This window comes from Cognatundibacterium oligocarboniphilum (genome assembly GCF_013377855.1).
Lineage (GTDB): Bacteria > Pseudomonadota > Gammaproteobacteria > Burkholderiales > Burkholderiaceae_D > Undibacterium > Undibacterium oligocarboniphilum.
In genome coordinates, this window is sequence record NZ_JABXYJ010000002.1 from 41963 (window position 1) to 55918 (window position 13956).

Annotated in this window: 9 protein-coding genes and 1 pseudogene; 6 read left to right on the forward strand and 4 right to left on the reverse strand. The window is 53.5% G+C overall.

Annotated features, from left to right (window positions below):
- Window positions 1-175: 175 nt before the first annotated feature.
- The 3 genes and pseudogenes from HV832_RS03265 to murI form a co-directional block, all read left to right on the forward strand.
- A pseudogene (locus HV832_RS03265) lies at window positions 176-343 on the forward strand (YqhA family protein); the annotation flags it as partial.
- A gap of 226 nt (window positions 344-569) precedes the next feature.
- The gene (locus HV832_RS03270) at window positions 570-2087 is read left to right on the forward strand and encodes a fumarate hydratase (RefSeq protein WP_176802145.1); all 1518 of its coding nucleotides are present in this window, start codon (window positions 570-572) and stop codon (window positions 2085-2087) included.
- Window positions 2088-2219: 132 nt separating this feature from the next.
- The gene (gene murI / locus HV832_RS03275) at window positions 2220-3098 is read left to right on the forward strand and encodes a glutamate racemase (RefSeq protein WP_176802146.1); all 879 of its coding nucleotides are present in this window, start codon (window positions 2220-2222) and stop codon (window positions 3096-3098) included.
- A 49-nt stretch (window positions 3099-3147) separates the two neighbouring features.
- Here murI and HV832_RS03280 read toward each other — a convergent pair whose 3' ends face one another.
- A complete protein-coding gene (locus HV832_RS03280; RefSeq protein ID WP_176802147.1) occupies window positions 3148-4341 on the reverse strand; it encodes an amino acid aminotransferase in 1194 nt (397 codons plus the stop codon).
- Between the two features lie 492 nt (window positions 4342-4833).
- On the opposite strand from HV832_RS03280, the gene nirK reads away from it, so the two are divergent.
- From nirK to HV832_RS03295, 3 genes are read left to right on the forward strand one after another with little or no spacing between them, the layout of a single operon-like run.
- A complete protein-coding gene (gene nirK / locus HV832_RS03285) occupies window positions 4834-6267 on the forward strand; it encodes a copper-containing nitrite reductase (RefSeq protein ID WP_223827152.1) in 1434 nt (477 codons plus the stop codon).
- 34 nt (window positions 6268-6301) lie between these two features.
- A complete protein-coding gene (locus tag HV832_RS03290; protein WP_399309824.1) occupies window positions 6302-7111 on the forward strand; it encodes a formylglycine-generating enzyme family protein in 810 nt (269 codons plus the stop codon).
- Window positions 7108-7752 carry an SCO family protein gene (locus HV832_RS03295; RefSeq protein WP_176802149.1) on the forward strand — a complete coding sequence of 215 codons (645 nt, stop codon included), beginning with the start codon at window positions 7108-7110 and terminating at the stop codon, window positions 7750-7752. Before HV832_RS03290 ends, HV832_RS03295 begins: the two co-directional genes overlap by 4 nt.
- A 155-nt stretch (window positions 7753-7907) precedes the next feature.
- Here HV832_RS03295 and HV832_RS03300 read toward each other — a convergent pair whose 3' ends face one another.
- The 3 genes from HV832_RS03300 to HV832_RS03310 form a co-directional block, all read right to left on the reverse strand.
- Window positions 7908-11219, reverse strand: coding sequence for an amidohydrolase family protein (locus HV832_RS03300; RefSeq protein ID WP_176802150.1), 3312 nt, complete (start codon window positions 11217-11219; stop codon window positions 7908-7910).
- Between the two features lie 384 nt (window positions 11220-11603).
- Window positions 11604-12743 (reverse strand): CaiB/BaiF CoA transferase family protein, encoded by a 1140-nt coding sequence (locus tag HV832_RS03305; RefSeq protein ID WP_176802151.1) that lies wholly within the window; start codon window positions 12741-12743, stop codon window positions 11604-11606.
- Window positions 12744-12800: 57 nt separating this feature from the next.
- On the reverse strand, window positions 12801-13943 hold the full coding sequence (locus tag HV832_RS03310) for an acyl-CoA dehydrogenase family protein (protein ID WP_223827122.1): 1143 nt from the start codon (window positions 13941-13943) through the stop codon (window positions 12801-12803).
- Between the last annotated feature and the right edge of the window lie 13 nt (window positions 13944-13956).

Sequence of the window (13956 nt, forward strand, 5' to 3'; positions counted from 1 at the left end):
TCAAGCCTTACGGTTTATTTGCGGAAAGACAAGAATAAACAATACCAGACAAATATCGGAAAATCCTCTCCTGAACAAAGTACCAGGCAGGAAAAACCTGTGCACACGAGCCCGCGGCAGGATGTAAAATAGGGAGTGATTCAATTCGCACTTCCCTGCTTATTTTCAGCTGCTCATGTCTCAATCACGTTCCCCGCACAAGCTGCCCCCGCTCGCCAACCTCATTTTCCTGAGCCGCTGGCTGCAGTTGCCGCTGTATCTCGATCTGATTCTGGCGCAATACGTCTATGTTTATCATTTCTGGGTTGAACTGGTGGACCTGATCTGTGCGGCACTGGGCAATTGCATATTGCGACCGGATCATGACCACCACACAACAAATTGCAGATACGAATCACCACTGAAATGATGTCATCGCCCTTTTTCTCCATCGCCATCCACAGCAAAAAAAATGCTGCAGATGAATCACGCCCCTGGAGAAAAATGAAACGGCATGATGTATTTTTTCTTCCTGCACCGATCTCTGCAGGGAATTTCCGATTTCCTTTCAACCAGCCAAGAGCCATATCATGACAGTCATCAAACAAGACGATCTGATTGAATCCGTTGCAGCTGCGCTGCAATACATCAGTTACTACCATCCGGCAGATTACATCGCCCACCTCGCACGCGCCTATGAAGCAGAACAGAGCCCGGCTGCGAAAGATGCCATTGCGCAGATCCTGACCAATTCCCGCATGTGCGCTGAAGGCAAGCGTCCGATCTGCCAGGACACCGGGATCGTCAACGTGTTCCTTAAAATCGGGATGAGTGTACGTTTTGAAGGCTTCAGCGGTTCGATCGTCGATGCCGTCAATGAAGGTGTGCGCCGGGGCTACAATTTCCCCGACAACAAATTACGCGCCTCCATCGTGGCCGACCCGCAATTCGAACGAAAAAACACCAAGGACAATACTCCGGCTGTCGTACACATGGAACTGGTGCCGGGCAATACCGTTGATGTCAAAGTCGCAGCGAAAGGCGGCGGCTCTGAAAATAAAACTAAATTCGTGATGCTGAATCCTTCCGATTCACTGGTGGACTGGGTCATGAAAACAGTGCCTACGATGGGCGCAGGCTGGTGCCCGCCAGGTATGTTGGGCATCGGCATCGGCGGTACAGCAGAGAAAGCAATGCTGATGGCGAAAGAATCCCTGATGGACGACATCGACATGTACGAGCTGAAGCAACGCGGTCCGCAAAACAAACTGGAAGAACTGCGTATCGAATTGTGCGATAAAGTGAATGCACTCGGTATTGGCGCGCAGGGCCTGGGGGGGCTGACGACAGTGCTCGACGTGAAGATCAATATGTATCCTACGCATGCTGCATCTAAACCAGTTGCGATGATCCCCAACTGCGCAGCAACACGTCATGCCCACTTCGTACTCGACGGTTCCGGCCCTAGTTATATCGAACCACCAAAACTGTCTGACTGGCCAGAAGTGCACTGGACACCGGATACCGAAAAATCCAAACGCATCGACCTGAACACCCTAACCAAAGAAGAGGTCGCCTCCTGGAAACCAGGGCAAACCCTGCTGTTGAACGGCAAAATGCTGACTGGTCGTGATGCAGCCCACAAGCGCATTCAGGACATGCTGGCGAAAGGCGAATCCTTACCGGTCGATTTCACCAACCGCGTTATTTATTATGTGGGCCCGGTTGATCCGGTGCGTGATGAAGCTGTTGGACCAGCAGGCCCCACTACGGCAACCCGCATGGATAAATTTACCGACATGATGCTGGAAAAAACCGGCCTGATCTCAATGATCGGCAAAGCGGAGCGCGGTCCGGTTGCAATCGAATCCATCAAAAAACATCAGTCCGCCTATCTGATGGCGGTCGGCGGTGCGGCTTACCTGGTGTCGAAAGCGATTAAATCCGCGAAAGTGGTTGGCTTTGAAGACCTCGGCATGGAAGCGATCTATGAGTTTGATGTAACAGACATGCCGGTCACGGTCGCAGTGGATGCGCAAGGCACCTCCGTGCACAACACCGGCCCGAGAGAATGGCAGGCAAAGATCGGCATCATTCCGGTAAACTGATAACGCCCCATTAGTTTCGTCGCCCTGATGGCGATAGCTGACATGCTCTGTTCTGTTCGCAGATCAGAGCATGTTTCATTGATGTCTGGCAGAATCATTTTCTTATTCATTTTACCCAGATAAATCCCAGGTATGCAGCATTCACCTTCCGCCCCGGTAGGCATTTTTGATTCTGGCATTGGCGGATTGTCCGTACTTCAGCATATTCGCCAACTGCTACCGCATGAAAAACTGATTTATTTCGCAGATTCCGGTTTTGCCCCCTACGGGGAAAAAAGCGAACAGACGATCGTCGCACGCTGTCAGTCGATCACGGAGTTCCTGTTGCAGCTGCACTGCAAAGCCATTGTGATCGCCTGCAATACCGCAACGGCTGCCGCCGCCCGGGTGCTACGCCCCCAATATCCTGCACAAATTCTGATTGGCATGGAACCGGGCCTGAAACCCGCCTGCCAGCACACCCGCTCAGGCGTGGTCGGGGTGATGGCGACACAGGGAACGCTGAACAGTCTGAAGTTCCGAAATTTACGCGATCAACTCAGTGACGTGCATCAGGTCAGATTTGTGCAGCAGGCATGTACGGGGCTGGCGGATCAGATCGAAAAAGCAGAATTCAGCTCACCGAAAACCCTTGCCATGCTGGAACAATATCTGACCCCGCTATTGGAATCCGGGGCCGACACCATCGTTCTGGGATGTACTCACTATCCGTTTGTAGAGCAGCAGATCAGGGAACTCATCCGGGAAAAACACCGCAGCGGACCACAAATAGAGTTGATCGACACGGGACTGGCCGTTGCCAGATACCTGCAAACACAGTTGCAGGATCACGGTTTACTTGCCATTGATGCAGCGATACCCGGCATAACGGCATTCACCACCGGCACCATACAACATCTGGAAGCAGCGCTGACGCAGCTTTTACCGCATTTGCATACGCCGGTCAGCGTTCGTTCGGCGGCCGGAAAAACACCGGTTGCGGATAGTTATCCCGGATCTGAATTTTCATAAAAAAACGCCGGCTGCAGCACCGGCGTTTTCATTATAACGAGAAGATAAATCAAGCCAGCACAGCGGCCATTGCATTCGCAGTTGCCTCAACATTGCCGCTATTGAGCCCCGCCACACACATCCGGCCAGAACGCACCAGATACACACCGAATTCTTCTTTCAACCGATCACACTGCTCTGGCGACAAACCGGTATAACTGAACATACCGCGCTGGGTCAGGAAATAACTGAAATCACGGCCCGGCAATTTGGCGCTCAGCACATCGTGCAACTGACGGCGCATGGACTGAATCCGATCCCGCATTGCCACGACCTCAGCTTCCCACATCGGACGCAATTCAGGATCAGACAGAACACGTGCCACCAGCTGGCCGCCATGCATCGGTGGATTGGAATAATTGCGGCGAATCGTCGCTTTCATCTGACCCAACACATTCACTGCCTGCGCAGCATCCGGGCACACCACGCTCAGTGCGCCACAACGCTCACCATACAGACTCATGCTCTTGGAAAACGAATTTGCCACGAAAAAACTCAAGCCTTCCGTCGCCAGCAAGCGCACTGCATACGCGTCTTGCTCGATACCATCACCGTAGCCCTGATAAGCCAGATCAAGGAAAGGAATCAATTCACGCTCCTTCAGTACGGGCACCAGTGCCTGCCATTGCGCCTGCGTCAGGTCAACACCGGTCGGATTGTGACAGCATGCGTGTAGCAGAACGATGCTTTTCTTGTCTGCAGCTTTCAATGCGTCCAACATGGCATCGAAACGCAAGCCGCCTGTCGCTGCATCATAGTAAGGATAGGTCTTGACCGTGATGCCGGAACCCTCAAAAACTGCGCGGTGATTATCCCAGGTCGGATCACTGACCAGCATCGAGGACGTCGGAAAATAGCGCTTGATGAAATCGCCGCCAATCTTAAGACCACCGCTGGAGCCAACCATCTGCAAAGTAACAATGCGACCTTTCTTGACAGCAACATGGTCAGCACCAAATAACAAATGCTGAACTGCCGTACGGAAATTTGCCGCGCCTTCCATCGGCAGATAGGGACGGGCGCCCGCTTCGGCCACTACTTTCAGCTCCGCCGCGCGTACTGAGGGCAGCATAGGAATTTTTCCTGCATCGTCAAAATAAATACCAATAGATAAATTGATTTTATTTGGCCGCGGATCTTTACCGAATGCTTCATTCAAAGATAAGATAGGATCGCCAGGATAGGCTTCAACGTGCTGAAACATGGTATGACTCCGGATAGTTATCAATAAGTACGACATTGCAGTGATGCGGTTGCGCAAAACAAGACAATGCAGTCAGGCGTCATTTTGACATAAATGCGTCGCGAAACAGGATACACATCGTGTTTTTACGAGGGAGAACTGTATCTGTGGGTATGCAGTCTGTTATCTGTCCGCATGCCACCTTTGAGGCACATCAAAGATATGCTTCATTCCCCGCTCTATAGCCCGACATCCTCCTAACGGCGTATAGCTGCAGCAATCACTTTGCTTTACTCTGAGATTCAGCTGGATCAGACCGGTAACCATTCCGGGCAGTACTTTTTATACCAACACCGATGTCGACACCAGTTTTCCAGAGCAGTACAGGAATGGCGGCTCCCCGGAAAACTTTGCAGCACGTCCCATCATACTTTGAGAGGTATTTCTATGAAGCTCATGATTAAAACGGCTTGCGCAATGTTAGCGATGGCCACAGTCCTGGTCTCTGCACCAATGACCGCCGGCGCAGCGGGCAACAACAAAGCCGGGATAAAATCCGCAGGCGATTTCGGCCCACCACAAGGTGCCCCGATTCAGGCAGTATTAACCAGCCCGCCGAACGTTCCGCCACCAGTCAACCGGAAATATCCGGCCAAAGTGATTGTGAATCTGGAAGTCATCGAAAAAGAAATGCCGATTTCAGAAGGCGTAACCTACACCTTCTGGACATTTGGCGGCACAGTCCCAGGCAGCTTTATCCGCGTTCGTCAGGGCGACACCGTGGAATTCCATCTGAAAAATCATCCTGCCAACAAGATGCCGCACAATATCGACCTGCACGGCGTAACAGGCCCTGGTGGTGGTGCGGCTTCCAGCTTTACTGCACCTGGACATGAATCCCAGTTCTCTTTTAAAGCGCTCAACGAGGGTATTTACGTCTATCACTGCGCAACCGCTCCGGTCGGCATGCACATTGGCAACGGCATGTATGGTCTGATCCTGGTAGAGCCGCCAGAAGGCTTGCCTGCTGTTGATCACGAATACTACGTCATGCAAGGTGATTTCTACACCACTGGCAAATACCGTGAAAAAGGCTTACAGCCATTCGACATGGAAAAAGCCATCGACGAAAAACCAACCTATGTGCTGTTTAACGGCGCAGAAGGCGCGCTGACTGGCGACAAGGCACTGAAAGCCAAGACCAATGAAAAAATTCGCCTGTTCGTCGGTAATGGCGGTCCCAACCTGGTGTCGAGCTTCCATGTGATTGGTGCGATTTTCGACAAGGTACGTTTTGAAGGTGGTACGAATTTCCAGAAAAATGTACAAACTACGCTGATTCCGGCTGGCGGTGCTGCAGTCGTGGAATATACAACCAAAGTACCTGGCAGCTTCGTGATGGTGGATCACTCTATCTTCCGTGCATTCAACAAAGGTGCGCTGGCGATCATCAAAGTCGATGGCACGGAAAATAAAGCCATTTATTCCGGTAAGGAAGTCGATGCGGTTTACCTGGGTGACCGTGCCGCTCCTAATCTGGCCGCTGTCACCAAAGCAACCGCCAATGCAGCCAGCGGCACGCTGACACTGCAAGATCAGGTACTCGCAGGGAAAGCGCTGTTTGAAGGAACCTGCTCGGTCTGCCATCAATCCAATGGTGCCGGTTTGCCAGGTGTCTTCCCTCCTCTGGCAAAATCAGATTATCTGAATGCAGATCACCAGCGCGCCATCAAAGTCGTGTTGCAGGGGTTGAATGGCAAGGTCGCAGTCAATGGCAACGAGTTTAACTCTGTCATGCCGCCGATGAATCAGTTGAACGACGATGAAGTGGCAAATATTCTGACTTATGTCCTCAATAGCTGGGATAACAAAGGCGGCCAGATCAAGAGCGATGATGTGAAGGCCATCCGTGCAAAAACCACAGTGAAAGCAGCCGCTGAACACTGATTACCGCATCATTGAGGATCGATAGGAGAATCCGTTGCGCGACCTGTCCAAAACTGGAAACAAGATGATACTGGCAAACCTGCTGATAGCCATCATGCTGTTCGCCGGTGGCACGTCTCACGCAGCGGATTATCGGATGATCCCGGCAGGCAGCATCGATAGCGTGCTGTCTGCCGGACGCGGCCTCGACAATCTTCCCGTCAAAATCAATGCGTTTTATCTGCGCACATTGCCAGTGACAACGGCAGAGTTTTTTGCATTTACCAAAGCGCATCCTGAATGGAGGAAAAATAATATCCCCAGTATTTTTGCGGATGAGAGCTATCTCAGCCAGATCCCTGATACCGGTCCCGAAGTCAGTCAGACAGACACTCCTGTAACACAAGTCAGCTGGTTTGCCGCCCAGGCATACTGCGAATCCGAAGGCGGACGACTGCCTTCCTGGTATGAATGGGAATATGTCGCAGCGGCAGACGAAACCCATGCAGATGCACGCAAAGACCCGAAATGGCGGGCAAAGATTCTGTCCTGGTATTCACAACCGGGTAATGCAAGTCCGGCCAAAGTCGGCGGAATCGCGAATTACTACGGCGTGCGCGACATGCATGGCCTGATCTGGGAGTGGGTGGATGATTTCAACGCACTGCTGGTCAGCGCAGACAGCCGCAATCAGGGCGACCCTGATCAGTTACAGTACTGCGGAGCCGGAGCGATCAGCCTGCAGGACAGGGATAATTTTGCCGTACTCATGCGCGTTGCCTTGCTGTCCGCCATGAATGGCGCCAACACAACGCGACAACTGGGATTTCGCTGTGCGAAAAACCTGCCTCAGGAAAAACCATGAAACGACTACACCCTTTAACAAACGGCCTGCTGTTTTCGGCAAGCTGTCTTTTGCTGGCATCAGCCACGTCCGTGCTGGCGCAAACATCTGAGAGTTCCGCTTCCAGCGCCAGCCTCGCTGCCACAGCAAATGCCAAACCTTTGCCAGGAAATTCGGTTTATAAGATTGCTGCCACACTGAGCAATCAGAATAACGAATCCTTCACGCTGGCAGACAAGCGTGGCAAACCCGTTCTGGTCAGCATGTTTTATAACTCATGTGAATTCGTCTGCCCAATGCTGATCGAATCGATGCGTCTGGTGGAAAAAGACCTGACCCCGGCGGAGCGCGACAACCTATCGATGATGCTGATTACCTTCGATCCGGCACGCGACGATACAGCGGCGCTGCAATCGGTCGCCAGCAAGCATGAACTGAATCCGAAATACTGGACCATTGCCCGTACCGACCCTGCCAGCGTCCGCAAGATTGCGGCAGCACTGGGCATTCAGTACCGTCTGCTGGAAGATGGCGAATTCAATCACACCACGACCATAATCCTGCTGGATGGTAATGGCAAGATTGTGGCACGCACACAGAAAATCGGCGTGGCTGATCCTGCTTTCCTGAAGCAAGTCAGAAAAGCCCTTCAAAATCCGTAACGGCACAATCTGTAAATACACATCGTTGAAAAAGCCCTGCGTCAGACATCTGATGCAGGGCTTTTTTCTTTTCATTGTTTTCCGGTGCCTGCCAACAGTCATTAACATTACCATTGACATTGACCGGCAGGCGGGGGAATCAGCGGCGCCCCGGTTCAGTCACCGCCATGTCCATGGGAATATTCATTAGCATCTACCGGCACATCGCTGCCATTCAAACCTTCAAAAAAGAAAGGCTTGCGCTTTTTCTCATGAGAGCCGGTTTCATTCATGCTGACGGTATCGTATAAACGACCATTGAGCATCACCTGCGTCACGCGATCAGACTGGCGAATATCGTTCAGCACGTCACCATCGATGATCATCAGATCAGCCAGTTTACCTGCTTCGAGTGAACCGATGTCCTTGTCCAGCCCCAGATAGCGGGCACCATTGAGCGTGGCACTGCGGATAGCCTGCAGCGGTGTCATACCGCCGCGCACCATGGTCCACATCTCCCAGTGCGCAGCCAGCCCTTCACGCTGACCATGCGCCCCCAGATTGACCGGTACGCCGGCTTGCTGCAGCACATTCGCCACAGCAGCCGCACGGAATACATTGAAGTCTTCTTCCGGTGCCGTTTCGCGGCGGACACTGCGTGGAATCAGCACTGAGCGCGGCACATAACGCGACAACAGCGGATGCTTCCACACATCGGTACGCGCATACCAGTAGTGCTCGCCATCCAGCCCGCCATACGCCACGCCCAGCGTCGGTGTGTAGCCGACCTTGGTCTGCGACCACAGCTGCGTCACGTCGTCATACACTTTTTCTACCGGCAGCGCGTGTTCCACACCGGTGTGGCCATCGACCACCATGGTCATATTGTGTTCAAACAGCGAACCACCCTCCGGCACCACCATCATGCCGGTCTGACGCGCGGCTTCCAGAATCTGCTGACGCTGTTCGCGGCGCGGCTGGTTATAACTCTTGACCGAAATCGCGCCGGCCGCCTTCAAGCGTTTCAGGTGGGTCAGGGCATCATCCAGGCTATTCACGACTGCGCTGAAATTTCCCTTCGCACCGTACAGAATCGTACCGGTGGAAAAAATTCTCGGCGCCACCACCAGTCCGGCTTTCTGCATTTCGCTATGACTGAAAATCTCGTTGGTATCATTCGACGGATCGTGCAAAGTCGTGATGCCGAATGCCAGCGAGGCATAGTCAATCCAGCTCTGCTGCGGAATGATGCCGCTCTCGCCCATACCGCCATGCCAGTGCACATCGACCAACCCCGGTAAAACGGTTTTTCCTTTCACATCGACCACTGTCGCACCCACCGGGATCGTGATGGCCGTGGCAGCGCCGACTTGCTGAATCCGGTTGCCTTTGATCAGGATGCGGCCATTTTCAATCACCTCATCACCTTTCATGGTCACGATTCTGGCGCCGGAAATGACGGTAACGCCGTGTGGCTGATCCGCTTTTTCCGCAAAACCGATCTTCAATCCGTTTTCACTGAATTTAGGCAACTCTGCCGGAGCACCGGACACAAAGGAAAAGGCCTCTTTCAGATCACGGGTAAATAACTCATCACCCAGAGAGAAATAAATTTTCTTGCTGTCACCAGACCAATGCAGATACTGGCCGGCATTGACGTCCAGCTGTTTCACCGGCAATGCATCCATTTTCTGACCGATGGTAATAGGTTTACCTGCGAGCGGCAGCGGCGTCACATACGCATGAAAGCGCTCACCGAATGCCAGCCATTCACCGTCAGGAGAAAGTGCAAATTCACCGGCAAACTCGCTTTTAGCGACTGCTTGTTCCGGCGTTCCGTCCAGCGGTATCCTGACCAGAGAGGTGGTCCAGTCCACCTCACCGGAATACTTGGTACGACTGACGTAAACGGCAGAATTGTCTTTGCCGAATTGCGGTGCGTTGCCTTCTTCCGTCAGCAGCTTCGGCACCTGCTTGCCATCCGTGCTGACGACATAAACGCCGGTATCCATGCCATACCATGGTGTTGTCAGGTAACCGCCTTTTACTTTCACGAACGCTACCTGTTTACCATCGGGCGAGATTCTGGCCTGCGTGTATTTGCCGGGCGTCCTGGTCAGCATCGTTTCTTTACCGCTGGCGATATCCAGCAAACGCACCGCCCCCAACTGGGTATCGTCCCAGGTAGAAAATACGAGCTGTTTGCCATCCCGTGAAAAGCTTGGAAAATATTCAAAATGCGTATTCTGCCGTGTGAGCCGGCGCGGTGTGCCGGACGGCAGATCGCGGATATACAAATGTCCCAACGCCGAGTACACCACACGGTCACCTGCCGGAGACACATTCACCCAGCGTAATTGGTGCACGTCAAACTTATCCGGCGCAACTTCATGCGGGAAGCGCAATGCGGGCCGCACTTCACGTGTGTCTTTCACATGAAACGGAATATCGGTTGCCTTTCCTGAAAACGGATCAAGCCGCCAGATTTTCCCCTTGGCCCAGACAACGATTTCCTTACTGCCCGGCAGCCAGGCAAATGCCGGATAGACACCGTGAATCGCCCAGGCTTCTTGCATATCGCGTTCCAGTTCCGGCCAGGCGGCGCGCTCTTCGCCGGTCTGCAGATTTTTCAGGAACAAGGTTGACTGATTGCGGACTCGCCGCACAAAGGCCAGATACTTTCCATCCGGCGATGGCACGGGCCTTACCGCGCCACCGGGGCCGCTGACAATGGCTTTGACTTTACCGTCCTGCAAATCCTTGCGGAAAATCTGATAAATCTGGCCGTTGGAATTTTTGTTGTACTCGAACACCGTACCACCCGTGGTGTCCTGCGAATAATACACATAACGACCATCGGGAGAAAATGCAGGTTCACCCAGGTCTTTCTGCCAGTTCGGTTTTTCATTCAGCTGCACGCCAGCGCCACCGCTGGTGTGGTACAGCCAGATTTCACCGGAGCCCAGCGAACGCGTGCCACTGTAATGCTTGCGTGCCGCAATATAATTGCCGTCGGGATGCCAGACCGGATTATTCAACAGGCGGAAATCTTCTTTGGTCACGGCATGGGCATCACTGCCGTCGGCATTCATGACCCAGACATTATCGCCACCAGCAGCATCCGACATAAACGCAATGTGCTTGCCGTCAGGAGAAAAACGCGGCTGCATTTCCCAGGCAATCGAATGGGTCAGTGGCTTCGCCTCACCGCCGCTGACAGGCAAGATGTAAATGTCACCCAGCAGATCAAACACGATCTGCTTTCCGTCAGGGCTGATGTCCACGCTCATCCAGGTGCCGGTATGGGTATCGATTTGTACGGTTTGCACCTCACCGGGTGGGTGATTCACATCCCATTTCTTTTTTTCGTTGTCGGCTTTTTTATCGCTGCCTGCTACCTCCTGCGCATCCTTCACGGTTGTCGCTGCAAACACCGGAAAGCATAACATCACCGCTATAGCGACTGGCATGAGTATGGATATACGCATGAGTTTTCTCCCTGTTTTAATTGTATGAAGTATGATTTTCCGGGCCAGTTTGTCAGTCCCGCGCAAAGAACCCGGCCAGAATTGCATGAAATGATTTAGTCTGATGCGGGACAGCTAAAGTTCCTCACCATCAAAATTCCGGAGAATATTCAAGATTTCCAAACCGTCACAGGAAATTATCATGTGCAAACGGCATGTCACCAAAGATTGCACGCAACGACATTTTACCTGCCAGGGCACGCTGCGCCGCGCTCTGGCCACGAGACGGCTTGGAATTTAAAATCACATAAAAAAATACTCTCCGGGAGTATATTTCATCAGCCTTCATTGTTCTGGGAAATCAGGCATTTTTAGCGGATACTCCCCTGCACTCCCGGTCAACGCTCAACGCAAAACCGCCGCCGCCAACGCAGCGGGGATACCCCAGTCATGCAGGATTTCTGCACTCTGCTCACCCGGCCTGGCCGGCGGTCTGCTGATCTGTGCCGGTGTCCGGCTGAAGCGTGGCGCCGGCGCCGGCTGAACCACGCCCGCAACTTCAGTGAAGTTCTGCCGCTGCTGATTATGCGGATGGGATGGCGCCTCGCCCATATCCAGCACCGGCGCGAAACAGATGTCAGTTCCTTCCATGATGGAACACCATTCGGCGCGGCTGCGGCTGGCAAAAATTGCGCCCAGCTTTTGTTTTAATTCAGGCCAGGCTGCGACCGACATCTGCTGTTGAAAAGCCGGGTCGCTTACTCCGGCCGATTTCAGCAGCAGTGCGTAAAACTGCGGCTCGATCGCGCCGACCGAAATGAATTTGCCATCCGCGCAGGTATAGGTATCGTAAAAATGGGCGCCGCCATCCAGCAGATTGGCACCACGCTGATCGTTCCATGCGCCATAAGCACGAAAGCCGTACAGCATCGCGCCCAGCAGCGCCGTGCCATCAACCATGGCAGCATCAATCACCTGTCCTTTGCCGGATTGTCTGGCCTCCAGCAATGCGCAGACCACGCCGAAGGCCAGCATCATCGCACCGCCGCCAAAATCACCGACCAGATTCAGCGGCGGCGGCGGCGGCCCGTCTGGCCGACCCATGGCATGCAGCATGCCGCTGAGCGCGATATAGTTCAGATCATGTCCGGCAGCCTGCGCCAGCGGTCCATTCTGTCCCCAACCGGTAATGCGACCATAAACCAGACGCGGATTATGCTGCTGACAGACATCCGGCCCCAGGCTCAGGCGTTCCATCACACCGGGACGGAATCCCTCGATCAGCGCATCCGCTTTCGTCACCAGCTCCAGCAGCACCTGTACCGATTCCGGCTGTTTCAGATCCAGTGCCAGCGAGCGCCGCCCGCGTGCCATCACATCGCAGGCAGTGCCCAACATCGGAAATGGATTGTTTTCCCCCGGACGTACCGGACGGTCAATGCGGATCACTTCCGCCCCCATGTCAGCCAGCATCATGCCGGCAAACGGGCAAGGCCCCAGCCCGACCATTTCAATAATCCGGATTCCGCTTAATGGCCCACTCATGCCTGATCTCCATTCATTGGCAACTGCACTGATTCATCTGCTTATCCGCAAACCAACTTACAGCGAACGGGCAATGATCTCTTTCATGATTTCATTCGCTCCGCCGTAAATGCGTTGTACACGGGCATCAGCATACATGCGGGCAATCGGGTATTCCAGCATATAACCGTAGCCACCGAACAATTGCAGGCACTGGTCGATCACTTTGCACTGCAGATCGGACAGCCAGTATTTCGCCATCGACGCCAGCTCGGTATCCATACGACCTTCCATCATGTCGGTGATGCAGCGGTCGATGAAAGTACGTGCAATTGTCGCCTCGGTCTTGATTTCTGCCAGTACAAAGCGGGTATTCTGCATCTCGATCAGCGCCTGTCCGAATGCTTTGCGCTGGCGGACATGCTCGACGGTGAGCTGCAAGGCGCGCTCGATCGCCGCCACGGCGGAAACGCCGAGTATCGTGCGCTCATAGGGTAATTCCGTCATCAACTGGCGAAAGCCCTCTCCCTCAATACCGCCGAGCACGGCATCTGCCGGTACCAGTACATCGTCAAAAAACAGCTCGCAGGTATCCTGGCCTTTTTGTCCGATTTTTTCCAGAATCCGGCCTACTTTAAAGCCTGGACAATTCCGGGTTTCCACCAGCATCAGCGAAATGCCTTTGGCACCGGCATCGGGTGAAGTCTTGGCAACCACGACAATCAGGTCTGCCAGATAACCGTTGGAAATAAAAATTTTCGAGCCATTGATCCGGTAACCGGTTTCATTGCGCAAGGCTGTGCTGCGGATACCTTTCAGGTCCGATCCGGCACCCGGCTCTGACATCGCAATCGCCGCTACCATCTCCCCACTGGCCAGCAGAGGCAGGTATTTTTGTTTCTGCGCTTCGGTTCCCTGATTCAGGATGTAATGCGCCACGATCGCATGGACATGAATGCCGAAAGCCATATCGCCAGCATAGATCAGCTCTTCAAAAACGACAGCCTGATGGGCGAAACTGCCGCCGGAACCGCCGTACTCAACAGGAATATCGGCCAGCAGCATGCCCATTTCACCGCCTTTGTGCCAGAGTTCGCGGTCTACATGCTGTTGCTGACTCCAGCGTTCCTGATGCGGAGCGACTTCCGCCGCGACAAACCGTCGTATCGCATCGCGGAAGGTATCCAATTCAGCATTCATCCATGGAGATGTGTAGTGCATGACGTACTCCCTT